Raw genomic sequence first — 23,872 nt, forward strand, 5'->3', positions numbered from 1 at the left:
CTCGGTGTAACTCAGTGGGGGGATGCGTCGGTTACTGCGTGCGCTCGGCGACCAGCACCGGCCGCTCCGGCAGGCTCACGGTCACGGCGGCGCCCGAGCCGAGCCCGGCGGCCTCGTGGGTGGGCAGGTCGGCCTTGACCTCGGTGGCGTCCGGGAGCCGCACGGTGACGCGGGTGGCGGCGCCGAGGAAGGCGGTGGCGACGACACGGGCGGTTCCGGCCTCGTCGGCCCGTACCCGCACCGCCTCGGGCCGTACGAGCACGTCGATCTCGGTCGCGGCGGGCGCTTCCCCGTCGACCGGCAGCCGCTGTCCGAGCACCTCGGCCACGCCGGAGTCCAGCCGCCCCGGAATCCGGCTCATCGTGCCGACGAACTCGGCGACGAAGGCGGTCGCGGGGCGCCCGTACAGCTCGGCGGGCGCGGCGCACTGTTCTAGCCGCCCGGCCCGCATCACGGCGACGCGGTCCGCCATGGACAGCGCCTCCTCCTGATCGTGCGTCACGAACAGGGTCGTGATGCCGAGTTCCTGCTGAAGCCGGCGGATCTCCTCGCGCAGGGTGAGCCGCACCTTGGCGTCCAGGGCGGAGAGAGGCTCGTCGAGCAGCAGCACGCGCGGACGCAGGGCGAGCGCGCGGGCCAGCGCGATGCGCTGCTGCTGACCGCCGGAGAGCTGGTGCGGGAACCGCTCGCCCTTGTCGGCGAGGCCCACGAGGTCGAGCAACTCGGCCGCGCGGGAGCGCCGCTCGGCGGTACGCACCTTGCGCATCCGCAGCCCGAAGGCCACGTTGTCGAGGGCGCTGAGGTGCGGGAAGAGGCTGTAGGACTGAAAGACCATCCCCGCGTCGCGGCGGTGGGCCGGGACCCGGGTGACGTCCTCGCCGTCGACCAGCACCTCGCCGGAGTCGGGGTGTTCGAACCCGGCGAGCATGCGCAACGCGGTGGTCTTGCCGCAGCCGGAGGGTCCGAGCAGGGCGAGGAGTTCGCCGGGCCGGACGGTCAGGTCGAGGCCGTCGAGGGCGACGGTCGGGCCGAACTCCCGCCGCAGACCCCGGAATTCGACGGTGGCAGCCTTGGCGTCGGCGGCCTTCTCAAGCGTGGTGACGGTCATGGTTCATCCCCGGGATGCGGAAGCGGAACGGGAGCGCCCGCCGAGCCCGGCGAGCGAGAGGAGCAGGGCCCAGGTGACGAGCAGGCTGAGCACGGAGACGGCGACGGAGAGCTGGGCCTGCGAGCCGCCGACGCTGTAGATCCACACGGCGAAGGGCTGGAAGCCGAGCAGCTGGGCGACGGTGAACTCGCCGAGCACCAGGGCCAGCGTGAGGAAGGAGGCGTTGAGCAGCGCCCCGCGCAGATTGGGCAGCACGACCCGTACCAGCGCCTGCGGCCAGTTCGCCCCGCAGCTGCGCGCGGCCTCGACGAGGGTGCGTACGTCGACGGCGCGCAGCCCGGAGTCCAGGGCCCGGTACACGAACGGCAGCGCCATCACGACGTACGCGAGGACCAGCACCATGGGGAAGTCGGGGTTCTGGAGGGCCACGAACGTCTCGAACAGCGGGGTGCGGGAGAGGTGCTCGGGTCCCCACTTGAGGACCGTGGCGATCCCGGCGACGAAGGCGATCGGGGGGACGACCAGCGGCAGCGAGCAGATCACCTCCACCACGGGCCGCAGCCTGGGCGCGCCGAGCCGCAGCGCGACCATCGCGGGCACCATCAGCAGCAGGACCACGGCGATGGTGGCGGCGGCCAGTTCCAGTGAGAGCAGCAGGCTGGAGCCGAAGCCGTCGGCGGAGACGATCTGGCGGTACGCGTCGAAGGTGATCCCCTGGTTCGGTACGTCGACCGTGAAGATCACGGACGCGGCGAGCGGGACCAGGAAGTAGAGCCCGGCGCAGACGAGGACGACCCCGCGCCAGGGACGTACGCGTACGGACTTGTTCGCCCCGCGGGCGGGCTTCAGGACCCGAGCGGGATTGTTCAGGCTTCCAGCCATCGCGCGCTCCGTCGTTGCAGGGGCAGGTACACGGCCATGACCAGGCCCGCGATGAGGACCATGTCGAGGCTGAGGGCGAGCGCCACGTTCTCCTGGCCGACCAGGACGTTGCCGGAGATGGCGTCGGCGATCTGCAGGGTGACCAGCGGGACCGCACTGCCCACCATGGCCGCCGCGGTGGCGTACGCGGCGAAGGCGCTGCCGAAGAGCAGCACGAGGCCGCCGAGCAGGGAGGGGGTGAGGACGGGGAGGGCGACGTGCCGCCAGTACTGGACTCCGGTGGCGCCGTTGTTCTGTGCGGCCTCGCGCCACTGGGAGCGCAGGCCGTCCAGGGCGGGCGTGATGGTGAGGACCATCAGCGGGATCAGGAAGTACAGGTAGACGATGACCAGGCCCCAGAAGCTGTAGAGGTTCCAGCCCTTGTCCTTCAGGCCCAGGTGCTCGGTCAGGACACCCGCGTTGCCGAGGGTGGCGACGAACGCGAAGGCCAGCGGGACGCCGCCGAAGTTGGCGAGGACGCCGGACGCGGTGAGGACCGCCTCACGCAGGGCGCGGAAGCGGGAGGTCACCACGGCCTGGGCGAGCGGCAGTCCGAGGACGGTCGCGATGCCCGCGGAGACCGCGGACAGCTTGACGCTGCCGATCAGGGCGGTGAGGTAGGCGCCCTGGAGCGAGTCGGTCAGGTTGGCCGTCGTGTACGAGGTGGCGCCGGTCGTCTGGTCCTTGACGGTGAAGGCGCCGTTCAGCATGGCCAGGGCGGGGATGCCGAAGGCGATCGCGACGAAGACGAGCAGCGGGAGCACGGCGAGCCAGCCGGGGGCGCGGCGCCGCCGCCGGGAAGCGGCGGCGGCGGGCGTCACGTCGGCCTCGGCCTCGGTGAGGACGGTGGTCATCCGGAGACGGCCTTGCCCCAGCCCTGCGCGAGGACCGTCTTGGCCTTGGCCTGCTGGGCCTCGGTCGGGAAGCTCGGCGTGCCGGAGACCGCGGGGAGCTTGGCGGCGGCGGTCTTGTCGAGGGTGCCGGCCGTCTGCATGGCGGTCATCAGGGCCGGGCGGGCGTAGCCCTTGAGCCAGAGGTTCTGGCCCTCGACGCTGTAGAGGTACTCCTGCCACAGGCGGGCGGCCGCCGGGTGCGGGGCGTCCTTGTTGATGGCCTGGGAGTAGTACTGGGAGAAGTTGCCGTCCGAGGGGACCGTGACCGTCCAGTCGACGCCCTTGGACTTGAACTCGTCGGCGTAACCGGCGTTCAGGTAGTCCCAGTCGATGCTGATCGGGGTCTCGCCCTTCTCGACGGTGGCCGGGGTCGACTCGACGGGCGTGTAGTTGCCGTTCTTCTTCAGCTTGGCGAAGAAGTCCAGGCCGGGCTGGATGTCGTCGAACGAACCACCATTGGCGAGCGAGGCCGCGTAGACACCGCCGAAGGCCGAACCCGACTTGGTGGGGTTGCCGTTGAGGGCGACCTGACCCTTGTACTCCGGCTTGAGCAGGTCCTTGAAGGTCTTCGGGCACTCCTTGACCTTCTTGGCGTCGCAGCCGATGGAGATGTAGCCACCGTAGTCGTTGAACCAGCGGCCCTGCGCGTCCTTCTGCCCCTCGGGGATGTCGGCGAAGGCGGTCACCTTGTACGGCGCGAGCAGCCCCTGCTGGGCGGCGCTGAGCGCGAACGAGCTGCCCAGGTCGAGGACGTCCGGGGCGCGGTCCTGCCCCTTCCTCGACGTCACGGCGTTGATCTCGTCCTGGCTGGCGCCGTCCGGGTTCTCCACCTCGATCTTGATGCCGTACTTCTTCTTGAAGCCGTCGATCAGGGCACCGTAGTTGGCCCAGTCACGGGGCAGCGCGATCGCATGCAGCGTGCCCTCCTTCTTGGCGGCCTTGACCAGGGCGTCGAGGCCGCCGAAGTCCGCGGCGGAGGTCGCGGTGGCCGCGCTCTTGCCGTCGGCGGTGGTCGACTTGTCGTCGGGGGCCGCGCCACAGGCGCTGAGGGCGAGGGCGGCGGCGACGGCGAGGCCGCCGGTGAGGACGGCGGTCCTCGGCAGGAACACGGTCACGGTCTCTCCAGGAGTACGCACGAGGGTTCGGGTAGTGCGGAGAACTTGTCTGAACAAGTTGGCCCCAGTAGGCCCGGCGTTGGTGTCTTGTTCGTAAACTTTGGCGAAACCGTGACCCTTGATTCCCTGCACAATCCCGGCCCGCGCCGATCACCTTCGGATCTCGATTAGGCTGGTCACGCTGTGCACAGCAGTCGAGTCAGAGGGGAAGCATGCCGGCGCGACACGAGGAGATCGCCGATGAGCTGCGGCGGGCGATCGACCGCGAGGAGTACACGGTGGGCAGTCTGCTGCCCGCGGAGACGGACCTCGCGGCCCAGTACGGCGTGGCGCGCGGCACGGTCCGCCAGGCCGTCGCGGCCCTGACCGTCGAGGGCCTCATCGGCTCCCGCCAGGGCGCCCGCCGGGTGGTCCTCGCCAGCCGTCGCAGCCAGAGCTTCGCCGAACTGCGCAGCTTCGCCCAGTGGGCCCGCGCGATGGGCCGGGAGGCGACGGGACACGTGGTCGAGCAGGAGCGCCGTCCGGCGACCGCGGAGGACGCCGTACGCCTCCAACTCCCCGAGAAGACACCGGTGTTGCACGTCCTGCGGGTCCGCGGCCTGGACGGCGAGCCGGTCCTCCTGGAGCGGACCGTGTACGCGGACTGGATCTCCCCCGCAGTCGAGGCCATCGAGCCCAACTGCCCCTCGGTCACCCAGCGGCTCTACGAGGACACCGGCCTGGTCTTCGCCTACGGCGAGCACGTCATCGACGCGGTGGCGGCGGGCGCCCAGGACGCCGACCTCCTCGGCGTGCGCCGTACCAGTCCCCTCCTGAGGGTCCGCCGCGTCACCACCACCCGCGAAGGCCGCCCGGTGGAATGGTCCGACGACCGCTACCGCTCGGACGCGGTGAGCTTCAGCGTCCACAACTCGATCGGCAACAACGCGCTGGCGAGGAAGACGGCGGAATGGGGCGGCTCGTAGTCGGGCGCGAGAGGCGGCTTTTAGGGGCGCGGGGAACTGCGCGACCAGCCACACACAACCCGCAGCCGCCACCCAGCCCCCAGCGCCCCCTTACGTGGGCGACCCCGACGAAAACCGCCGCAGCAACGGAGACAACACCAGCACCGACTTGGTCCGCTCAACGAACGGCTCCCCAGCGATCCGCTCCAACACCCGCTCGAAATGCCGCATGTCAGAAGCGAACACCTGCACCACCGCATCCGCCTCACCGGTGACGGTGGACGCGGCCACCACTTCCTGATACCGCTCCAGCCCCCGCTGAATGGTCTCCGGCGAGGTGTTCCGACGGCAGTAGATCTCGACGAACCCCTCCGTCTCCCACCCCAGCGCCGCCGGATCCACCCGCACGGTGAACCCGGTGATGGCCCCCGTGGCCCGCAGCCGGTCCACCCGGCGCTTCACGGCGGGCGCGGACAGGCCGACCAGTTGGCCGATGTCGGCGTAGGAGCGGCGGGCGTCCTCGGCGAGGGCGTGCACGATGCGTTCGTCGAGATCGTTCAGCACTGCGGGTGTTTCACTTTTCTGATGGCGCGAGACGGGAGCGGCGGTAGCCGTAACTGAAGTAGAACACGAGCCCGGCGGCCATCCAGACTCCGAAGACCACCCAGGTGACGGCCGAAAGGCTGCCCATCATCCACACGCACAGGGCGAAGCCGATCGCGGGCAGCACCGGCGACAACGGCACCCGGAAGGTGCGCCGCATCTCCGGGCGCGTCCGGCGCAGCACCACGACGGCGATATTGACCAGCGCGAAGGCGAAGAGGGTGCCGATGCTGGTGGCGTCGGCGAGCTGACCGAGCGGGATCGCGGCGGCGAGGACACCGCAGAACAGCGAGACGATCACGGTGTTGGCGCGGGGCGCGCCCGTCTTCGGGTGGACGCGCGAGAACACCTTGGGCACGAGCCCGTCGCGGGACATGGCGAACAGGATGCGGGTCTGGCCGTACAGCACGGTCAGGACGACGCTGGCGATGGCGATGACGGCACCGGCGGCGAGCAGCGTGCCCCAGAAGGTCTGCCCGGTGACGTTCTTCATGATCTCGGCGAGCGCGGCCTCCGAGTCGTTGAACTTCCGCCAGGGCTTGGCGCCGACGGCGACGGCCGCGACGACGACGTACAGCGCCGTCACGATGACCAGCGAGAGCATGATCGCGCGCGGCAGGTCGCGCTGCGGGTTCTTGGCCTCCTCACCCGCGGTGGAGGCGGCGTCGAAGCCGATGTACGAGAAGAACAGCGTGGCGCCGGCGGCGCTGACGCCCGCCATGCCGAGCGGCATGAAGTGCTCGTAGTTGCCGGACTTGAAGCCCTGGATACCGATCGCGCAGAACAGCAGCAGCGCGACGATCTTCACGGCCACCATGATCGTGTTGGCGCGTGCGGACTCCTTGGCGCCGCCGAGCAGGAACGCCATGGCGAGCAGGACGACGATCAGGGCGGGCAGGTTGAAGATGCCGCCGTCGCCGGGAGGCGCGGAGAGCGCGTTCGGGATGGTGACGCCGATCGTGCCGTCGAGCAGTTCGTTGAGGTACTCGCCCCAGCCGACCGCGACGGCGGCCACCGACACGCCGTACTCCAGGACCAGACACCAGCCGCAGATCCAGGCGATCAGTTCGCCCATCGTTGCGTACGCATACGAGTACGAGGAGCCGGCGACCGGGATGGTGCCGGCCAGCTCGGCGTACGAGAGGGCCGAGAAGAGCGCCGTGAGGCCGGCGATCACGAAGGAGAGGGTGACCGCGGGTCCGGCCTTGGGGACGGCCTCACCGAGGACCACGAAGATGCCGGTGCCGAGGGTGGCGCCGATGCTGATCATGGTGAGCTGCCACAGCCCGAGGGAGCGCCTGAGCGAGCCTCCCTCGCCCTGGCCGCCCTCGGCCACCAGGCGTTCCACGGGCTTGCGGCGCATGAGGCGCGCGCCGACACCCGGGGACGGTGCGGCGGACTCTGTGCGGGACTGCGGGGGTGCGCCTTGATCGAGCACGCGGTGACTCCTTCATCGCTGCCGGTCGATACGGCGGGAACCGGCGGCACCCCTGGCAGCAGGGACCCACCGAGCGGGGTCCCCGCCACGCCATGTACAGCGCTTGACCCTATGAGTCCGGGCTTCACGGGCGTAATGCGGCAACCTTGCGCACCTCCGCAAGATCGTTGCGTTCATCGCACCTCGGCGCGTGTTCGTTGCGCGGGGCCTTTCGATGGTTGCGCACGCCCCCGCACGGCGATCCGCGGCAGGTACGCCGACGGCCCCCGTGGGCGCACCACGGGGGCCGTACGACGGTGGAAGGGGTCAGCCCCAGCTGGCGTGCAGGGGCTTGCCCTCCGCGTAGCCGGCCGCGCTCTGGATGCCGACGATCGCCTTCTCGGCGAACTCCTCCAGGGAGCCCGCGCCCGCGTAGGTGCAGGAGGAACGGACACCCGCGATGATCGAGTCGATCAGGTCCTCGACGCCCGGGCGGCCCGGGTCGAGGAACATCCGCGAGGTGGAGATGCCCTCCTCGAAGAGGGCCTTGCGGGCGCGGTCGTACGCCGACTCCTCGCTCGTACGGTTGCGGACCGCGCGTGCGGACGCCATGCCGAACGACTCCTTGTACAGGCGCCCGTCGGCGTCCTGCTGGAGGTCGCCCGGGGACTCGTACGTCCCCGCGAACCAGGAACCGACCATCACGTTGGACGCGCCCGCGGCCAGCGCCATGGCCACGTCGCGCGGGTGGCGGACGCCGCCGTCGGCCCACACGTGCTTGCCGTACTTCTTCGCCTCGGCGGCGCACTCGAGGACGGCCGAGAACTGCGGCCGGCCGACGCCGGTCATCATGCGGGTGGTGCACATGGCGCCGGGGCCGACGCCGACCTTGATGATGTCCGCGCCCGCGTCGACGAGGTCCTTGACGCCCTCGGCGGCGACGATGTTGCCCGCGACGATCGGGACCTGCGGGTCGAGCGCGCGCACGGTCCTGACCGCGCTGATCATCGACTCCTGGTGGCCGTGCGCGGTGTCGATGACGAGCGTGTCGACGCCCGCGTCGAGGAGCTGCTTGGCCTTGCCCGCGACATCGCCGTTGATGCCCACGGCGGCCGCGATGCGCAGCTTGCCTTCGGCGTCGGTGGCCGGGGTGTAGAGCGTGGCGCGCAGGGCGCCCTTGCGGGTGAGGATGCCGGCGAGCTTGCCCTCGGCGTCCACGGCCGGGGCGTAGCGGCGGTTGGCGCCGTCCAGCGTGTTGAACGCCTCGCGCGGCTCGATGTCGGCGTCGAGGAGCAGCAGGTCCCGGGACATGACCTCGGCCAGCTGCGTGAACCGGTCCACACCGGTGAGGTCGGCGTCGGTGACCACGCCGATCGGACGGCCGTCCTCGTCGACGACGACGCCCGCGTTGTGGGCGCGCTTGGGCAGCAGCGCCAGCGCGTCGGCGACGGTCTGGTGGGGGGCCAGGACGATGGGGGTGTCGAGCACCAGGTGGCGTCCCTTGACCCAGGAGACGACCTCGGTGACGACCTCGATCGGAATGTCCTGCGGGATGACCACGAGACCACCACGACGGGCGACGGTCTCGGCCATCCGGCGGCCCGCGATCGCCGTCATGTTGGCGACGACCAGGGGGATCGTGGTGCCCGTGCCGTCCGGGGCACTGAGGTCCACGCCCTGCCGGGAGCCGACCGCGGAGCGGCTGGGGACCATGAAGACGTCGTCGTACGTCAGGTCGTACGGAGGCTGGATGTCGTTGAGGAAACGCACGTGCTGCACATCCCAGTCGATCAGAGGTGGCCCCCGGACAGGTCAGCCAGGGGGAAGAGCACGTACTTCATTGTCCCATGGCGACCTGTATGTGATGCCCGGACAGATCATCCAGGCTGGTCAGGGGGCAGTTGGTCGGATCCTCCAAGCGAGAGGACGACCGACAGCGTGGCGTGGTGCTCCTCGTAGTGCCCGGCGGCCGATTCCAGCACCTCCTGGGCGATCTCCCACTCGTCGGGGCGGGCCTTGGCGTAGTGCCGCCAGCCGCTCACCAGGATGACGCGACCCGGGCTGGCGGGCCCCCAGTCGGGGTCGCCCAGGCAGTCCGCGAGGGCGTCCCAGTTCCGGCCGAACCATTCGGGCAGGTCGAGGGCGCGGACGCAGCGTTCCATGAAGGCCGCCTTGTCCGAGACTCCGGTGAGGTCGAGGACGCTGACCTGCCATCCGACCGCGCGCGCCGCACGGAACACCTCCGCCAACGGGCCGTCCGTCATCTCAGTACCGCCCTGAACGACTTGTAGTGATCACCGGTGTAGTAGATCTCACCGCCCTGCCCGGTGACAATGCGACGGGCTCCCCGATCGTGTGATGTCCAGACAGCAAGGCCCGGGCAGAGCGGCCCCCTGTGCTGCCGCCGGTCGCGGGTCATTCAAGAGCGCGCACAATCGCGAGGTACACGGCTGCCGCAGTTCGTAGATACTCGGCCCCCTGCCCGACAAACCCAGACCCCAGTTTGATTCCTTCGTTCACTTCGAGTATCCGCCACGACAGATCGTCGGACTCCACCAGATCGACGGCGGCCAGCCTGAGTCCGATGACCTCGCAGGCGCGAAGGGCGCAGGTGATCAACCGCTCATTTTCATGGATGGACAGTAATTTCGGTGTGGCACGGAACGCGAGGTTGTGTCGCCAGTCAGCATTGCGGATCTTCTCGAAGATCAGCAGCGGTCGGCCGTCCAGGGCGATCACTCGAACCTCGCGCCGGAGGTTCAGGTAGGGAGAAACAGCAGCCACTCCGTCGTAGCGCCCCAACAACAGGTGCAGCTTTTTCTGGGCGACACGGAATGAGGCTGCTCGCTCGACGTCCCGGCCATTGCTTCCCGTCACGGGTTTCAGGACCACTTCAGAGGCGGACAGCCCGGCCAGTCTCAGCTGCTCGTGACACAGCCGCCGAATCTCCCGTCGACTTCTCCCTTTTGCCAGCACCAGGAAGTGCTGGACGGCGTCGATGCCAGCGGCCGAAAGGACTGTGTACGTCGCCACCTTGTCCATGGCGACTCTGGCAGCGGTATTCGAGTTGTGCGGGAAGGAGTAGCCGATGACGTAGTGTTTCGTGTCGCCCTTCCGCAGTTGGTGCAGCCAGCCACCCCGCAGCACCTGGTAGTCCCAACCCAGATCTTCCGCAGCGCACCTGAGGAAGTATCCAATGTCATGCAATGCCGTGTCTCCAGTTCCGGAGCGATCACGATGGGTGTTCGACAGAACTCGCTAACTGGCTTCCTTTTTCTGCGCCCAGCCCCACCAGCCGTCCTCGTCGATCACTCGACTGAACGCCGGGTTCGTTTTCACCAGCAGGTCGAAGACTGCACGCAGATGGGGCGTGCGGCGCTCCATCTCACTCAGTCCGGAGATTTCCACTTCATAGTGTCTGGGACCGTATGAATGCTCCTCGTAATTCCATCCGAGATCATCCATTACAAGCCATCCCCCCGGAGCGAGGAGCCTTTCCGCCAGCACTACAGCCAAGCCGTCGACCGACCATTCCTTAGCCCCGTCGAGAAAGATCAGGTCGTAGGCAGAAGCGAGGTCTCCGCCACTATTGAGGCGTCTTTCCAGCTGCACCTTCAGGAACCAGGTGTACGTGGAGAAACTTCGGTCGAGCACCACCAGATCAGTCAGGTCGGCTCTCTCCAGAGTCTCCTGCGCAGAGGGCTCTTTCCATTCCCTGCGGCATGAATCCACACTCGTGAGACGTCCGGCTCCGTTGGCCCTGAGCGCGGCCGCGATGAAAACCGCGGAACCACCACGTGCTGTCCCCAGTTCCAGTACGCGGGTGGGCCGCCACTGCCTGATGTGGTCGTACAGCATGCGGCCGCGATGGGCCCGGATATGGGGTCCGGGCAGTTCATCGACGACAGCTCTTGCCTGCTCGAACTCCATGGCTCCCCAGACGGTCGTGGCTCATGGCTGCGAAGCCCCGGAGAACTCGGCGGACAGCAACGAACGAAGTCGCGTCCAGTGCGCCGCGCCGGAGAAGACAGCCGCAGCATGCTCGCCCGCGCGCCGACCGGCGGCCGATCGTTCATCCTCCCGCGAAGCGAATCGGCACAGCGCGTCGACCGCCTCCCGATAGGACCGGCGCGGATCGCGGGGGCCGGAAGGCTCCAGGGGGACTGTGGTACCCGCCTCGCAGACGTGAATGTCAGGGGCGATACCGACCACATCGGTGGTGACCACAGGAACGCCGCACGCCATCGCCTCAGCGAGGCTCAGATTGAACGAATCGTGACGACTGAGGTTGAGTTCCGCGTCCGAGACTTGCAGAACTTCGGTCACATCGCGGAGCAGCCCAAGCAATCGAACGTCAAGGGGTGACAGGTCCCTCGGGATACTGGGCGCGGGTCCGGCTAGAAGGAGAACCACGTTCCTCGAGTCGGCCAGGGTGGCCACCCGGCGCGCGACACACAGGACGTCTTCCGACGCCTTCACCGGCCGCATGTTGCTGTGCATGGAAATGAGAAACGCGTCGGCAGGCAGCCCCAGTCTGCGCCGCGCAGCAGCGCGGTCCGCGGCCGACAGCGGGCGATACCCGCCGCCGAGGCAGGGCTTCAGCACGTCAATGGGCCGGTTGACCCCGTACTGGTCCGAGATTTCGGCGGCGAAGGATGAGGAGTAGGTGACGATACGGTCCACTCCCGGATCGCGGAGGAGACCGGTGGCAAGCTCTCTGAGCTGGGGGCCCACCTCCCAGATGTCGGAGCCAGCCGGGTTCAGCCAAAGCCTCACCGGTATGCCGCAGCCACGCAGGAGACTGGCGGCCATCAGTCCGGCCGCGCCGTAGGGGAACAAATAGTGCGCCCATATGATGGGTTCTCTTCCTTCGGCAGCGGACAGCCGCGCTGCCCTCATCAAGGAATCCGCCAGTTCCAGCGGCAGCAGTACGGACTCGTTGGCGATGGCGGCACCAGACCCTATGGCGCCCGACCTCACCGGCTCATCTCGCCACGTCACCTCAATGTCCCCGCTTCCACCCCGTGCCCATGGGAAGGGTGTGACCGGCCCGACATAGGTGCATCTTCCGCCGTGCTCGGCGGCGTTCTGGAGACCGTTGCACATGATTCGGCCCGCACCGGCAAAGCCACTTGGGCCGCAAGCGATGATGTGGCTGCTCACACTCCACCCCGCACAACACGCTCGATCTTCTCCGCAGAGCCGCGCATGTCGGGCTCGATCGGAAAATCAGCAGTGTCCTGGGTTGCCCGAGAAAACCATTCGACGGACTCGAGTATGCTCTGCAGAACGCTTTTCCTGGAGTATTCGGGGAGACTGAACTCAAGTATTCGGGCCTCGTCAGCACCGATCTGCTCTTCGTACCGTTTCGCAGGATGATACGGACCCACCACCGGGCTGTAACGTCCATGTTGGATGCGAATGATCTGCTGCATCGCCTTGCGCATGTCAGCCAGATACTCGATCGCCCGCCACAACTCCCCCCTCTGGGCGCTGCGAAATGCATACAACGCCCTTATCCAGAAATAGCAGAAATGCTCGTGGTACACCTCCGAGATATCGATGAGCATTGACTTCGATTGTTCGACCAACGAGGTCATGTATCCATTCCGGTCCAGCACGATCCGGCTGGCAGACCTCATCGGATTGAGCTCAATTGTTTCCCGGGTGTTGACATTCATCTGGCATACCGCAAGATCCGCCAGGACAGCGGTGATCGAGTGACCGAAGTGCGGTACGAGGACCGGACCGCGACGGAGTACCACATCACCTACCCAGTCGATCAGGGTGTCGGCAGCGTGGTTCACGGTCACGTCGCTGCCTGGTGCGATGAGGAAGAAGAGGTCGAGATCCGAGTACTCATCGCGTTCATCACGTGCGTACGATCCCGCGATTGACGCGGATTCGATCCAAAGCGGCAGGTCTTCGCCGACAGTTCGCACAAGGCGATCCACCAGCCGCTCAAGAGAGCTGGGCGGCATCAAGTCTCCTGGGATGGTGGGCGGCTAGGGGAATTCCGCGACGGCCGACGCGAGGGCTCCGACATGATGAACGGCTTCGTCACAGTCATTCGGAACATGTATCAGGTGATCGCCCGCCGTCGTGTCCCGTCGCGGCACGTGCGTGATCACAGCTTTCCGGTACCGCTTCTTCTCCTCGTTCAGCAGGCGCGCCAGAACAGACACCTCCAGGTGGCGTGTCTCCGCCTGGAGCACCAGGAAGCGGCCTTGGTTGTTCCGGTAGACCCGGCGACATCTCGGGTCGCCCGGAGGATGGTCGTCCAGATCCGCGTAAAGCAACCTGATGATGTCTGACCTGCGCTCGTCCACATACGCGGTGAGAAGCCGCGAAAATGCCAAGTCATGGTGTTCCTCCAGAAATGCCAGGAATACCCCGCCGAGAATGTTGATGTTCAGGCGCTGACAGATGTCCTCGCCCCGTGCAACGATGCCCGCCGCGGATGTCTCAGCCGTATCGCTCCAGGCGCGCACCAATCGCCTCATCGTTCCGCGATCCGGGACGAAGGCACTCTCCGGGCAGCGGTAACACGACCCTTCTCGCGTTGCGGCCGTGGGTTTGATGGCCACAGGCCAGCAGGCGCTGGCCCGGTCATGAAGCTGCATCTTCGGCAGCCGCATCAAAGGGGGGTGCGTTCACCACCACGTACTGCGCCGTTCCTTCCATCGCATGGGTCGCCCCCTTGGGTACCAGGACGGCATCCCCCGCGGCCGCCTGGAATTTCTCCGTGGCCACCGTGAACGTGAGAGACCCCTCGATGATGTAGTACGCCCGGTCACTGAGCCGGCTCACAGCCGGCGGGTGCACACCCCGCAAGGTTGCGACGGACAGACTGAAGGCCGACTTGGCCGCTCCGGTGATCAGGTTTGTGATCTCTACGTCCGCGAACCGGCGAATCACACCGTCTGAATGCGGAAAGCGGTACATGCTCATCCCTTTTTCGCCTTTTAAGTAAGCCTGCTCAGGATATCTTTGAACACCGTTTTTCGCACCCCATTCGAACAGAATGTGCGTTCGTACTCATGGGCGCGGCGGGACTCGGCCGACCGAACGATCATGGGCGATTTTCCCGTGAAACTACTGCTGGACATCACGGTAATGACCAGATCGTCACCGCTCGTTCGTGTCCAGTGAAAGAATTCAGCTGGAATCTGGTAGCGCCTCCCCTGCTGCATCCGCTCTTCATTTCCGATCCTAACGGTGACACGCCGACCCGTAGATTGCGAAATGGATACACTGGCGCCGTAGGACACCTCGTACAGCATGTAGGGGGCTGCCTCGTCGACCTCCACATCATATGTTTCGTTCACGAAACTGCCATGAAGAACCACGCTGTCCAGATGCCAGCCGTGTGAGTGGCAGATATCGGGCGGGTCCTGCGGACGAGAGAATTCCGGATGCCACACATGGATCGTCGTGTGGCTGCTCTTTCGGCGCGCAGCCGCAACGCCTTCCGATATGGGAATGTCTATGAATCCGAGCGGATGCCATCTGGCTACAAGGTCCTCCGCGTCAGCGCGGGCAACCAGCCTACGTGTTACCTGTGCGACTTCCTCCCAGTCGGCCTGCTCCTGGTTCATACTCGTCAGTTGCCGGCGTAATCCCATGCTCCTCCACCCTCATCCCCATTGGGCCGCTTCTCCGGCCGGAGCCTCTCCCGAGCCGCCGAGAGAGCCAGGATCCCGTCTCTTGTCGGCCAGCTGTGCATGACGGTGTCTTCGTACTGGAAATAGGAGCCCCGATGCCACTTCATGAGTGCCCGGACGCCGTGAAGTATGGAGGGCTCGTACCCCTTTGACGACGCCGCTGATATTCCCAGCAGACAATAGGCGTCACCGAATCTTGTTATCGTATGCCCCATCGGCCGGTCAATCGTAGAGGCCCAGGTACCATCCGGCCGCTGGCTCTCTTTGATGAAATCGAGCGCTCCGCCGATGAGATCAGCGGAATCGACCCGAGGCACCACAGCCAATTGTGACAGCGTGAAAAGTACTATTCCGGTAATCGCCGCCCGCGAGCGATCACCTTTATGGGATCCCCACCCGCAGTCGTTGTTCTGTGTCGTCAGCAACCACTGCTGTGCGACTCGGATCGACTCCTGAATATTTTCTCGCTGATCGGGGAGCAGGGGAAGCACAGCGCCCAGGGCGATCAGAGCGAAGCAGGTCGATGCGGTCCAGCTCGGTTCCCTGCCGGGTCTCCACGCCCATCCTGAGCCAGGTTCCTGGTGCAGGACCAGCCAGTTCGTGAGGTCAGTCATCTTGTCCCGGTAGAAACCATCACCGGTCGACTTATAACAGGCGCATATGGCCAGGAGTGCCTGCGCGGTGGCATCCGTTATCGACGGATCCCCCTTACCGACGATCGGAATTCCCCGGTCCTGGTTTCCGTGGTCGAGGACCCAGATCAGAGCACGTTGCCTCCAGAGAGCGGCGGCGTCCTCCCCCGCCTCGGCCATGGCCCAGAGCAGACCGGCGGTCGTCCACGTACAGCTCAAGGATCCCTCGTTGTCGGATGGGAGGCCGCCGTCCATGTTCTGCACCCGCTGGACCCACGCGCACGACCGTCGAACAACCGAGTCCACGTTCCGATAGTGCGGTTCCTCAGCTGCCTGAACCATTCCATGAACCGGTTGGAGGGGGTTCCGTACCGGGCCCACGGCCTTGAGGGTGTCGACTTCCCGGCTCAGTGCCAGGTAGACCTTACGCAGGTCAAGGTGGAGTGGTTCCTTCCGATAATTCTTTTCCCACGTCCAGTGCTTGTCCCGGAGCTTGGCGACAGCGACACGGCGTTCCTGTGCAGGTTTTCCGGTCCATTCCCCAAGGGCGAACAACATCTCTGCCGCTTTACGATCATTCATCTTGAGCTGCTCGGCGACCACCCTTTCCAGGGCATCAATGAACCCTCGGGCTCTCACTCCCGGAGCGGATCCCAGTCCGACCCTTTTGACCACCACAGGAAGATCAATGAGAGGTGAATCCTCCAGCGCAGCCGCATATACCCCGGGCGAGATGAGCGCCTTCAGGGCCTCTATGTGTATATCGATACTGTCGACAGCTGGAGTCTCTTCCATGCGGCTCGCGAGCTCCTGACGGGAGGTTACCCCACAACCCTACTCTTGTCTGCTCTTTATACCGGAAATCGCCGATGTTGGATTCCCTTCGCACTCAAAGTAGTCCGGTTCGTTCAAATTGTTCTCAAGGTGACCACCGGGGCGTTTGATGTTACTGAGACAGGGCGATGCTTTTCCGCACGGTGGAGAAAGCCGTGACCAGCCACTACTGCATGTCCGACGCCCATCTGCCGTCTCGAACGAGACCGGGAAGCGGTCATCGCCGGGCCCGCTCAGTCCCTGGCGAGCGCAAGTGCGCTGGACAGGCGATCACGTCGGCGGCGCGGGCACGGCCTGCCGGTCCGGCCGTCGCAGGGGTGGCGTCGGGCACCGGCGGTGCGGCAGCCGGGACTCGGCGCTTTCTCCCGCAGTTCGACGAACCTTCCCGACAATTCCCGGCCATGGCCTGGCACGTTGATTCCCGGGAGGCGCCTCCTTTCCAACTCCTCATGGAAGGGAACCCGAGAACATGCTCGCCAAGATCGCTGTGCGTGCCCGTGCCCTGCGCGGCCGCGTCGGTCGGATGTCGACCCGTTTCGACATCGGCTGGATTGCCGGGGTCGCCATCAGGGCGCTGTGCGTCATGACTGGCGTCGAGGCCGTGGACGGACTGGTGGACGCCGTGGTGGTGCTGCTCCTGCCGAGTGTCCAGGACGGACTCACCACGCTCGTCCGCTACTTGGTCCGTGCCGGAAGGTCTCCGCGGGCCCGCGCGAAGAGGCCCCACGGCAATGCCCGCCGCCTCCGTCGCCGCAGGCACCCGTCTCGGGGTGATCGAAGGCGGTAACCGGGCATCGGCGCCCCGGAGTTCGCATGCCCTGACGGTCAGGGGGTGCCGCACGTAGGTTCTGGCTTGGTCCCGGTGGCACCGGACAGCGGTCCGATGCCACCAATGGCTTTGATGAGAAAGGGCGCCCGGCGGGTGGACTGCTCCAGCGGAGCCTGTTCGTTCTCCCGGAACCAGGCGATGGTCTGCTTCAAGCCGTCGATGACAGAGAATCGCGGTGCCCAGTCGAGTCGCCGCTGGGCGAGTGTGATGTCCGGGCAGCGAACGTCGGGATCGTCCGTGGGACGATCCACAAAGACTATGGGCGAGCTGGATCCCGTGAGGTCTCTGACCAGCTCGGCGATCTGCAGGACGGTCAGTTCCTCGGGGTTGCCCAGATTGACGGGGCCGGCGAGGTCCGCATGGAGCATCCGGACGACGCCCTCGACAAGGTCGTGCACATAGCAGAGGGAGCGGGACTGGGTGCCGGAGCCCGCAACAGTGATGGGTTTCCCGGCGAGCGCCTGGGTGATGAAGGTGGGTATTGCCCTGCCGTCATCCTTGCGCATGCGTGGTCCGAAGGTGTTGAAGATCCGGACGATGGCGGTGTCGAGGCCCTGGCTCCTGTGACAGGCCATGGTCAGTGCTTCCGAGAAGCGCTTCGACTCGTCGTACACGCTGCGCGGGCCAACCGGATTGACATTGCCCCAGTAGGTCTCCGGCTGCGGATGCACCTGTGGGTTCCCGTATGTCTCACTGGTCGATGCCAGCACGAATCGGGCCCCTTTGCGGTGGGCCAGATCCAGTGCGTGGAAGGTGCCTGAAGAACCGGCCTTCATGGTGGCCAACGGCATTCTCAGGTAGTCCGTCGGGGACGCGGGCGAAGCGAGATGCAGCACTGCGTCGACCGGGCCCGGCACATCGCAGCCGTCCGCGACGTCGGCCGTTTTGACCGTCAGTCGCCCTGAAGCCGCGGACGACTTCAGGTTTTCCTTCCGGCCGGAGCTGAAGTCGTCCAAGCATACGACCTCCGCGCCAGCGCCCAAGAAATAGTCGCAGAGGTGGGACCCGAGAAACCCGGCTCCGCCTGTTATGACAATGCGTCTGAATTTCACGTGTGTAGTCCTCGGATCGCATGCCCGGATCAATACGAAGATCAAGAACAAGGTCATCGCCCTGGACCTGGAACGCAAGGATTCACTCATCCGCCTTGCCCCGCGGGGACTGACCGTCGTCGCGGACACCACCTACGGACCGGTCAGCCCGGCCGAGATGGGCGGCGGCGGGAACTGGATCAGCCAGCAGTTCGCCACCCTCCTCAGCATGCACGAGTGGTTCTTCGAACAGCGCAGCCCGGTACCCCGCTTCCTCATTCGCGACGAGCCGTCCCAGGTCTACTTCCCCGAGGACGCCCCGTCGGCACCACATTGGCCGGACCCGACAGAACCGCCCTACTCGAGGGCGATCTGAATGATCTCCGGCCAGATCTGTTCCGTGCGGCGTCGTGGAGGGGAGGTCGCGCAGGCCAGTGGAGCGGGCGGCGCGAACGCGGTCCTCGGCCCGGGCGCGCCAGCGGTGGCGCAGCTCCGGTTCGGCGATCGGGACGTCCTTGACGTTGGTGGCGAAGCGGGGCAGGCGCATCCCGTCGGCGTCAGTGTGGCGGAGTTGGGCACCGGGGTGCGGGCGCTCCCTGCGCACGATCAGCCGCGTCCCCATCGGCCACTCCTTCGGACAGTCACCGGCGGGTTCGGCCGCCCGGGCGCCGTCGTCGCAGCGGATCAGCGTTCCGCGCCCGCGCCGGTACTTCTTGGGCAACTGGGCCAGGGCCGGGCGGGCGGCCTCGATGTGGTCGGCGCCCATGACGGAGCCGGCGTTGCCGGGTCGCGGCAGGCCCACGACCGGCTCCCCGGAGCCGCCCGCTCCATGGTCGACGAACCCCGTCAGCGGGTGGTGCCTGAACGCTTCCTTCCAGGTCGCTGCCGCGTCCTGCTTCTCGGACTGCGCGATCACGAGGACGCCGTCGAGGTCCACGGTCACCTGCCCGCCCGCGTCGGGTACCGGCCGGCCGACCGAAGTGCGGCCGGCACCCGCTTCCCGCTACCGGCGAGCACGTCGAATCAGCCGGGACACCGTCGGGTCGGAGGCGACCGGTCCGAACACGGCCGGCTCGGCCCGCGGTATGCCCACATCCGCGAGGCAGTCCCCACGACATCGGCCCCGCCGGGACCGGGGTATCCGACCTGGCGGCCGCGTCCGCTTGCCCCGCGGAGTCCCGGCCGTCCCGCTCGGGCGGGTGCTGCCGCTCGCCCCCCGGGGCTCGAGAAGGCCCCGCAAGGCCCGCCGTCGCCTCGAGGACGGCGCACTCGCCGCGTTTGCCGGGCCCGGCTCACCGTCCCGGAAGGCACGCCGCGCGTACGCCACGGCCCGCCGACCGGGACCGGCGCGGCGGTGAGGGCGCTCGCGCCACGCCGGACGGCGCACCGCGTCATCCCCGGCGCGTCACGGACCGTCCGGGTCCGCCCGGTTCAGGGCCGGGCGGGGAGTCGCGCCCGCTGTCATCAGGTAGTCCGCGGCGGACGTGTCCGTCACCAGGCTGGTGACGAGCCCGGACCGCAGTACCGCGTCGATGGCGGCGGCCTTGCGCTGTCCGCCCGCGATCGCCACGACCTCGGGGATGCGCCGCAGCCGGTCGGCCTCGACGGTGATGCACCGCTCGCCCAGGTCACGGCCGACCCGCCGCCCCTCGGCGTCGAAGAGGTGCGCGGACATCTCGGCGGCGACACCGAGGGTGGCGTAGTGGGCGCGCTCCTCCTCGGTGAGCATGTCGTGCACCGTCGAGATGCCGGGCTCCCAGGAGCCGATCGACACGCAGGCGACCGTGACCTTGTCGAAGTACTCGAAGGCACGGGCGATCCCGGTCTGGCTGCGCAGCGCGGCCGCGGTGGCCGCGTCGGGCAGCAGCATCGGCGCGTAGATGGGGTGGGCGTCGCCGCCCGACACCTGCGCGGCGCGGCGTACCGCCTCCACCGACCCGCGCTCCGCGGTCCCGGCGTCGTACACGCCCGTCAGCTGCACCACCGTGCACGGCGGGAGCCGGTCGAGCGCCGCCGCCATGTGGATGGTGGAGCGGCCCCAGGCCAGGCCCAGCACATCGCCCTCGTTGACCAGCTCACCGAGCAGGTCGGCGGCGACTTCACCGAGGTTCTCGGGGTCGGGCGACTCCTCGGCATCCGCCGGGGACTCGACCACGACGGCGTGCCGCAGGCCGTAGCGGGCGCGCAGCGCGTCGGAGCGCTCCGCGTCCAGCTCGGCGGGCACCCGGATCTCGATACGCACGAGATCCCGTTCGAGCGCGGTCTCCAGGACCCGGGCCACCTTGAAGCGGCTGACGCCGAACTCCTCGGCGATCTGGATCTTGGATTTGCCCTCGAGGTAGAAGCGGCGGGCCATGGCCGCCGCCTGCACCAGCTCAGCGGGTCCCATCCGCATGGCTGACCGGCCCGCCGACATACCCGACACGGCGATCTCCTCACTGCTGTTCACACTCTGGATTCGCCGTTCATCCTCGCAGATCCGGCGTACTTGATCAGCCCTGATGGGCGGCGTTCACGTTCCCTTTGGTCAGTGGTCGCACGCCCACGCCGCATGGGCCGTCGCGCCCTGAGCCTGGGTGCGCAATGCACGTACCGCCTGAGCCGGGTCCGCCGCCCCGTACACGGCCGAACCGGCGACGAAGACGTCCGCGCCCGCCTCCGCGCACCGCTCGATGGTGGACGCCGACACACCGCCGTCGACCTGAAGCCAGAGCTCGAGGCCGTGCTTGCTGATCAACTCTCGGGTGCGGCGGATCTTCGGCAGCATGATGTCCAGGAACGCCTGGCCGCCGAAACCCGGCTCGACCGTCATGATCAACAGCATGTCGAGCTCGGGAAGCAGATCCTCGTACGGCTCGATGGGGGTCGCGGGCTTGAGCGCCATGGAGGCGCGGGCACCCTTGGCCCGGATCTCGCGGGCGAGCCGCACCGGCGCGGCGGCCGCCTCGACGTGGAAGGTGACGGAACCGGCACCCGCTTCCACGTACTGGGGTGCCCACCGATCGGGGTCCGCGATCATCAGATGGCAGTCCAGCGGCGTGTCCGTCGCACGGGCCAGGGACTCTACGACCGGCACACCGAGCGTGAGGTTCGGGACGAAATGGTTGTCCATGACGTCGACATGGAGCCAGTCCGCGCCCTCCACCGCCTGTGCCTCCTCGGCAAGACGGGCGAAGTCCGCGGACAGAATGCTGGGGTTGATCTGCACGGCCATGCCCCAAGCCTGCCATGCCCCGGGCCGGTTGCTCTCCTCGGTCCGACTCCTGGACCGTACCTGAGACATACCGGCGCCCTGCCTGCGCCATACATGCGCCATACATGCGTGCCCGAACCGCACCGGGGCGGCACCGGGACCGTTGCGCGGGTGTCGCGCCCCGCACGGTCCGGGTGCCGCCGGGTCCTTCAGCTGCGGGCGAAGGCCAGCAGGTCGGCGTCGAAGACGTCCTTGAACGGGGCGACCATCGACAGGCCGTGCGGGGCACCGGGGTACACCTTCAGCGTGGCGTCCTTGACGATTTTCGAGGACTTCTCCGCGGCCGCGACGATGGGCACGATCTGGTCGTCGTCGCCGTGCGCGATCAGGGTGGGGACGTCGAACCGCTTCAGGTCCTCGGTGAGGTCGGTCTCGGAGAACGCCTTGACGCAGTCGTACGAGCCCTTGATCCCCACCTGCAGGGACCACAGCCAGAACGCGTCCCGCGTGCCCTGGGACACCTGCGAACCGGGCCGGTTGGCACCGTAGAAGGGCGCGCTGAGGTCCTTGTAGTACTGCGAGCGGTCGGTCGCGACGCCCTTGCGGATCTCGTCGAAGGCCTCCAACGGCAGCCCCTCGGGGTTCGCTTCCGTCTTGAGCATCAGCGGCGGGATCGCGCCGAGGAGGACGGCCTTGGCGACCCGTCCGGTGCCGTGGCGGCCGATGTAGCGCGTCACCTCGCCGCCACCGGTGGAGTGGCCGACCAGGATCACGTCGCGCAGATCGAGGTCCTCGATCAACTGCGCCAGGTCGTCCGCGTACGTGTCCAGGTCGTTTCCGTCCCACGGCTGACCCGAGCGTCCGTGGCCGCGGCGGTCGTGCGCGATCGCGCGGAAGCCGTTTTCGGCCATCATGCGGACCTGGGGATCCCAGGCGTCGGCGTTCAGCGGCCAGCCATGGCTGAACACGACCGGCTGCCCCGTACCCCAGTCCTTGTAATAGATTTCCGTGTCATCCTTCGTGGAAATGAAAGGCATGGGCATATTTCTTTCGATCGAGTTACGTGCGGGATCCCTGATCGGCTGAAATGCATGACGGGAATTTCACGCTACCCGACACGCCGCTTTTCCGCGCGGTACGCCTCCAGCAGGCGGAGCCACACCTCGCTCGCGGTGGGGTAGCTGGGCACGACATGCCACAGCACGGGAAGCGGCACTCTCGCGACGATGGCCGTCGTGGCGGAGTGGACGAGTTCCGCGACGCCCGAGCCGACGAACGTCGCGCCCACCACCGTGTCGGTACCCCGGTCGACGACCAGTTTGGCGCGCCCGAGGTAGTCCTCGCGCAGCACGTACGTGCCGGCCAGCGCGGCCATGTCGTACTCGACCGTCGCCACGTCGAGTCCCGCCGCACGCGCCTCCCGCTCGGTCATGCCGGCCGATCCGACCTCCGGGTCGGTGAAGGTCACCTGCGGGTTGCCCCGGTGTCCGTCGGCGGAGCCCGGCACGCCGCTGCCCGCTCCGTCCACCCGCCCTTCCGTGGCACGGGCGGCGATCACCTCACCGGCGATCCGCGCCTGGTACTTGCCCATGTGGGTCAGCAGCGCGCGTCCGCAGACATCACCGACCGCGTACAGCCAGTGCCCGTCCACCGCCCGTACGGCCTGCTCGTCGTCGACCTCCAGAAAGCCGCCGTCGGGGCATCCCACCGACGACAGGCCGATGTCCTGGGTGTTCGGCGTACGGCCGGTGGCGAGCACCAGTTCGTCGGCGACGAGCGTGCTCCCGTCGTCCAGCCGGACGGTGACCTCGCCGCCGTGCGGCAGCCCGACTCCCGTGTCGCGGGGCTCGTCGCGCCGCACCTCGGTGACCGACCTGCCGGGAAGCAGCCGCACCCCCGCGGCCGTCAACTGGTCACCCACCATGCGCCCGGCGAAGGGTTCCGCCCGGGCCAGCAGGCCGGCGCGCCGGTACACGATGCTCAACTCCTCGACGCCCAGCGGCTTCAGCCAGGTCGCCGCCTCGCACGCGACCACCCCACCGCCCAGCACCACGACCCGGCGTGGCACCTCCTGCAGATTGGTGACGTCGCGGGAGGTCCAGGGGCGTGCCTCGCTCATGCCGGGGATCGTCGGCACGGTGGTGCAGGAGCCCGTGTCGATCACCACCGCGTGCCGTGCGGTCAGCACCCGGGTGGCACCGGCCGCCGTCTGAACCGCCACCGCGCGCTCCCCGGCGAGCCGCCCGTACCCGCGCACCACATCGATGCCGACGCCGAGCGCCCAGTCGATCTGCGAGGAGTCGTCGAGGCCGTTCACGACGGTGTCCCGGCGGGCCAGTACCGCCCGCACGTCCAGCTCGCGCCCGGTCAACAGCGAGGACACACCCGGCACATGCCGTCCGCCGTCCAGCACCTCGGCCGGGCGCAACAGGGCCTTGCTGGGCATGCAGGCCCAGTACGAGCACTCGCCGCCCAGCAACTCCGCCTCGACCAGCACCGCGTCCAGACCGGAGAACTGCGTGGCGTACTGAGCCGCGTTCTCCCCAGCCGCGGCGCCGCCCAGGACGATGACGTCCCACTCGGAACGATCGGGATCCACACGCGCTGCCATCATTCACGCCCTCAATTACGAGAATGGTGAACTCGGAGGATTCGGCGATGGCTCTCGTATTGCGCTCGGACGGGGGT

24 protein-coding genes and 2 pseudogenes are annotated in these 23,872 nt (G+C 67.6%); 3 read left to right on the forward strand and 23 right to left on the reverse strand.

From position 1 onward, the window contains the following. Window positions 1-31: 31 nt before the first annotated feature. Genes OG798_RS13370 through OG798_RS13385 form a run of 4 tightly spaced genes read right to left on the reverse strand, consistent with a single transcriptional unit; the run spans window position 32 to window position 4,037 of the window. Entirely contained in the window at window positions 32-1,108 is a 1,077-nt protein-coding gene (locus tag OG798_RS13370; protein ID WP_121416736.1) for an ABC transporter ATP-binding protein, read from the reverse strand. Between the two features lie 3 nt (window positions 1,109-1,111). Then, entirely contained in the window at window positions 1,112-1,990 is an 879-nt protein-coding gene (locus OG798_RS13375; protein WP_328757051.1) for an ABC transporter permease, read from the reverse strand. Beyond that, window positions 1,975-2,883: an ABC transporter permease gene (locus OG798_RS13380; protein WP_267061290.1), complete on the reverse strand. Its 909-nt coding sequence runs from the start codon at window positions 2,881-2,883 to the stop codon at window positions 1,975-1,977. Before OG798_RS13380 ends, OG798_RS13375 begins: the two co-directional genes overlap by 16 nt. Then, window positions 2,880-4,037, reverse strand: coding sequence for an ABC transporter substrate-binding protein (locus tag OG798_RS13385; protein ID WP_121416733.1), 1,158 nt, complete (start codon window positions 4,035-4,037; stop codon window positions 2,880-2,882). The genes OG798_RS13380 and OG798_RS13385 overlap by 4 nt, the downstream gene beginning before the upstream one ends. Before the next feature lie 212 nt (window positions 4,038-4,249). On the opposite strand from OG798_RS13385, the gene OG798_RS13390 reads away from it, so the two are divergent. Then, window positions 4,250-5,002, forward strand: coding sequence for a GntR family transcriptional regulator (locus OG798_RS13390; protein ID WP_267061291.1), 753 nt, complete (start codon window positions 4,250-4,252; stop codon window positions 5,000-5,002). Window positions 5,003-5,092: 90 nt separating this feature from the next. On the opposite strand, the gene OG798_RS13395 is transcribed toward OG798_RS13390, so the two are convergent. The 13 genes and pseudogenes from OG798_RS13395 to OG798_RS13455 all read right to left on the reverse strand — a co-directional run bounded on the left by OG798_RS13395 (window position 5,093) and on the right by OG798_RS13455 (window position 16,092). After that, window positions 5,093-5,545: an Lrp/AsnC family transcriptional regulator gene (locus OG798_RS13395; protein WP_015661832.1), complete on the reverse strand. Its 453-nt coding sequence runs from the start codon at window positions 5,543-5,545 to the stop codon at window positions 5,093-5,095. 10 nt (window positions 5,546-5,555) lie between these two features. Then, on the reverse strand, window positions 5,556-7,022 hold the full coding sequence (locus tag OG798_RS13400; protein ID WP_095855810.1) for an amino acid permease: 1,467 nt from the start codon (window positions 7,020-7,022) through the stop codon (window positions 5,556-5,558). Window positions 7,023-7,328: 306 nt separating this feature from the next. Beyond that, on the reverse strand, window positions 7,329-8,771 hold the full coding sequence (locus tag OG798_RS13405; RefSeq protein ID WP_267063789.1) for a GuaB1 family IMP dehydrogenase-related protein: 1,443 nt from the start codon (window positions 8,769-8,771) through the stop codon (window positions 7,329-7,331). A gap of 107 nt (window positions 8,772-8,878) precedes the next feature. Continuing rightward, window positions 8,879-9,265 carry a barstar family protein gene (locus OG798_RS13410; RefSeq protein WP_095855808.1) on the reverse strand — a complete coding sequence of 129 codons (387 nt, stop codon included), beginning with the start codon at window positions 9,263-9,265 and terminating at the stop codon, window positions 8,879-8,881. Next, window positions 9,262-9,360: pseudogene (locus OG798_RS13415) on the reverse strand (ribonuclease domain-containing protein); the annotation flags it as partial. The gene OG798_RS13410 and the pseudogene OG798_RS13415, both read right to left, overlap by 4 nt. A gap of 56 nt (window positions 9,361-9,416) precedes the next feature. Beyond that, complete coding sequence (locus OG798_RS13420) at window positions 9,417-10,208, reverse strand: ATP-grasp domain-containing protein (protein WP_328757052.1); 792 nt, start codon at window positions 10,206-10,208, stop codon at window positions 9,417-9,419. Between the two features lie 51 nt (window positions 10,209-10,259). Continuing rightward, on the reverse strand, window positions 10,260-10,931 hold the full coding sequence (locus OG798_RS13425) for an O-methyltransferase (protein ID WP_328757053.1): 672 nt from the start codon (window positions 10,929-10,931) through the stop codon (window positions 10,260-10,262). A gap of 21 nt (window positions 10,932-10,952) precedes the next feature. Further along, a complete protein-coding gene (locus tag OG798_RS13430) occupies window positions 10,953-12,164 on the reverse strand; it encodes a glycosyltransferase (RefSeq protein WP_328757055.1) in 1,212 nt (403 codons plus the stop codon). After that, a complete protein-coding gene (locus OG798_RS13435; protein WP_328757057.1) occupies window positions 12,161-12,982 on the reverse strand; it encodes a hypothetical protein in 822 nt (273 codons plus the stop codon). The genes OG798_RS13430 and OG798_RS13435 overlap by 4 nt, the downstream gene beginning before the upstream one ends. A gap of 24 nt (window positions 12,983-13,006) precedes the next feature. Continuing rightward, window positions 13,007-13,639 carry a hypothetical protein gene (locus OG798_RS13440; RefSeq protein ID WP_328757059.1) on the reverse strand — a complete coding sequence of 211 codons (633 nt, stop codon included), beginning with the start codon at window positions 13,637-13,639 and terminating at the stop codon, window positions 13,007-13,009. After that, a complete protein-coding gene (locus OG798_RS13445; protein ID WP_328757061.1) occupies window positions 13,611-13,952 on the reverse strand; it encodes a cupin domain-containing protein in 342 nt (113 codons plus the stop codon). Before OG798_RS13445 ends, OG798_RS13440 begins: the two co-directional genes overlap by 29 nt. 14 nt (window positions 13,953-13,966) lie before the next feature. After that, on the reverse strand, window positions 13,967-14,599 hold the full coding sequence (locus tag OG798_RS13450) for a hypothetical protein (protein ID WP_328757062.1): 633 nt from the start codon (window positions 14,597-14,599) through the stop codon (window positions 13,967-13,969). Between the two features lie 5 nt (window positions 14,600-14,604). Beyond that, window positions 14,605-16,092, reverse strand: a complete 1,488-nt coding sequence (locus tag OG798_RS13455; protein WP_328757064.1) for a prenyltransferase/squalene oxidase repeat-containing protein — start codon at window positions 16,090-16,092, stop codon at window positions 14,605-14,607. Between the two features lie 508 nt (window positions 16,093-16,600). Here OG798_RS13455 and OG798_RS13460 point away from each other — a divergent pair. Further along, complete coding sequence (locus tag OG798_RS13460; RefSeq protein ID WP_328757066.1) at window positions 16,601-16,918, forward strand: hypothetical protein; 318 nt, start codon at window positions 16,601-16,603, stop codon at window positions 16,916-16,918. A gap of 38 nt (window positions 16,919-16,956) precedes the next feature. Here the strand turns inward: OG798_RS13460 and OG798_RS13465 are convergent, their stop codons facing one another. Then, window positions 16,957-17,991 (reverse strand): NAD-dependent epimerase/dehydratase family protein, encoded by a 1,035-nt coding sequence (locus OG798_RS13465; protein ID WP_328760026.1) that lies wholly within the window; start codon window positions 17,989-17,991, stop codon window positions 16,957-16,959. Window positions 17,992-17,995: 4 nt separating this feature from the next. Between OG798_RS13465 and OG798_RS13470 the strand changes: the two genes are divergently transcribed. Then, complete coding sequence (locus tag OG798_RS13470; protein ID WP_328757067.1) at window positions 17,996-18,367, forward strand: DUF3732 domain-containing protein; 372 nt, start codon at window positions 17,996-17,998, stop codon at window positions 18,365-18,367. Here OG798_RS13470 and OG798_RS13475 read toward each other — a convergent pair. The 5 genes and pseudogenes from OG798_RS13475 to OG798_RS13495 form a co-directional block, all read right to left on the reverse strand. After that, window positions 18,352-19,102: pseudogene (locus tag OG798_RS13475) on the reverse strand (transposase); the annotation flags it as partial. The gene OG798_RS13470 and the pseudogene OG798_RS13475 overlap by 16 nt on opposite strands. A gap of 294 nt (window positions 19,103-19,396) precedes the next feature. Continuing rightward, the gene (locus OG798_RS13480) at window positions 19,397-20,440 is read right to left on the reverse strand and encodes a sugar-binding transcriptional regulator (protein WP_075027530.1); all 1,044 of its coding nucleotides are present in this window, start codon (window positions 20,438-20,440) and stop codon (window positions 19,397-19,399) included. Window positions 20,441-20,518: 78 nt separating this feature from the next. Further along, window positions 20,519-21,205: a ribulose-phosphate 3-epimerase gene (gene rpe, locus OG798_RS13485; protein ID WP_067366072.1), complete on the reverse strand. Its 687-nt coding sequence runs from the start codon at window positions 21,203-21,205 to the stop codon at window positions 20,519-20,521. A 188-nt stretch (window positions 21,206-21,393) separates the two neighbouring features. Continuing rightward, window positions 21,394-22,221, reverse strand: a complete 828-nt coding sequence (locus OG798_RS13490) for an alpha/beta fold hydrolase (RefSeq protein WP_095855807.1) — start codon at window positions 22,219-22,221, stop codon at window positions 21,394-21,396. 71 nt (window positions 22,222-22,292) lie between these two features. Further along, the gene (locus tag OG798_RS13495) at window positions 22,293-23,798 is read right to left on the reverse strand and encodes a dihydrolipoyl dehydrogenase family protein (protein ID WP_373561071.1); all 1,506 of its coding nucleotides are present in this window, start codon (window positions 23,796-23,798) and stop codon (window positions 22,293-22,295) included. Between the last annotated feature and the right edge of the window lie 74 nt (window positions 23,799-23,872).

The organism is Streptomyces sp. NBC_00271, assembly GCF_036178845.1.
In the GTDB taxonomy this organism is placed as follows: Bacteria; Actinomycetota; Actinomycetes; order Streptomycetales; family Streptomycetaceae; genus Streptomyces.

What these genes read in the sequence shown, in the direction of transcription:
- OG798_RS13370 (WP_121416736.1), bottom strand. Translation starts at nt 1,108, where the DNA reads ATGACCGTCACCACGCTTGAGAAGGCCGCCGACGCCAAGGCTGCCACC.
- OG798_RS13375 (WP_328757051.1), bottom strand. Translation starts at nt 1,990, where the DNA reads ATGGCTGGAAGCCTGAACAATCCCGCTCGGGTCCTGAAGCCCGCCCGC.
- OG798_RS13380 (WP_267061290.1), bottom strand. Translation starts at nt 2,883, where the DNA reads ATGACCACCGTCCTCACCGAGGCCGAGGCCGACGTGACGCCCGCCGCC.
- OG798_RS13390 (WP_267061291.1), top strand. Translation starts at nt 4,250, where the DNA reads ATGCCGGCGCGACACGAGGAGATCGCCGATGAGCTGCGGCGGGCGATC.
- OG798_RS13410 (WP_095855808.1), bottom strand. Translation starts at nt 9,265, where the DNA reads ATGACGGACGGCCCGTTGGCGGAGGTGTTCCGTGCGGCGCGCGCGGTC.
- OG798_RS13425 (WP_328757053.1), bottom strand. Translation starts at nt 10,931, where the DNA reads ATGGAGTTCGAGCAGGCAAGAGCTGTCGTCGATGAACTGCCCGGACCC.
- OG798_RS13435 (WP_328757057.1), bottom strand. Translation starts at nt 12,982, where the DNA reads ATGCCGCCCAGCTCTCTTGAGCGGCTGGTGGATCGCCTTGTGCGAACT.
- OG798_RS13440 (WP_328757059.1), bottom strand. Translation starts at nt 13,639, where the DNA reads ATGCGGCTGCCGAAGATGCAGCTTCATGACCGGGCCAGCGCCTGCTGG.
- OG798_RS13445 (WP_328757061.1), bottom strand. Translation starts at nt 13,952, where the DNA reads ATGAGCATGTACCGCTTTCCGCATTCAGACGGTGTGATTCGCCGGTTC.
- OG798_RS13450 (WP_328757062.1), bottom strand. Translation starts at nt 14,599, where the DNA reads ATGAACCAGGAGCAGGCCGACTGGGAGGAAGTCGCACAGGTAACACGT.
- OG798_RS13455 (WP_328757064.1), bottom strand. Translation starts at nt 16,092, where the DNA reads ATGGAAGAGACTCCAGCTGTCGACAGTATCGATATACACATAGAGGCC.
- OG798_RS13460 (WP_328757066.1), top strand. Translation starts at nt 16,601, where the DNA reads ATGCTCGCCAAGATCGCTGTGCGTGCCCGTGCCCTGCGCGGCCGCGTC.
- OG798_RS13470 (WP_328757067.1), top strand. Translation starts at nt 17,996, where the DNA reads ATGCGTCTGAATTTCACGTGTGTAGTCCTCGGATCGCATGCCCGGATC.
- rpe (WP_067366072.1), bottom strand. Translation starts at nt 21,205, where the DNA reads ATGGCCGTGCAGATCAACCCCAGCATTCTGTCCGCGGACTTCGCCCGT.
- OG798_RS13490 (WP_095855807.1), bottom strand. Translation starts at nt 22,221, where the DNA reads ATGCCTTTCATTTCCACGAAGGATGACACGGAAATCTATTACAAGGAC.
- OG798_RS13495 (WP_373561071.1), bottom strand. Translation starts at nt 23,798, where the DNA reads ATGATGGCAGCGCGTGTGGATCCCGATCGTTCCGAGTGGGACGTCATC.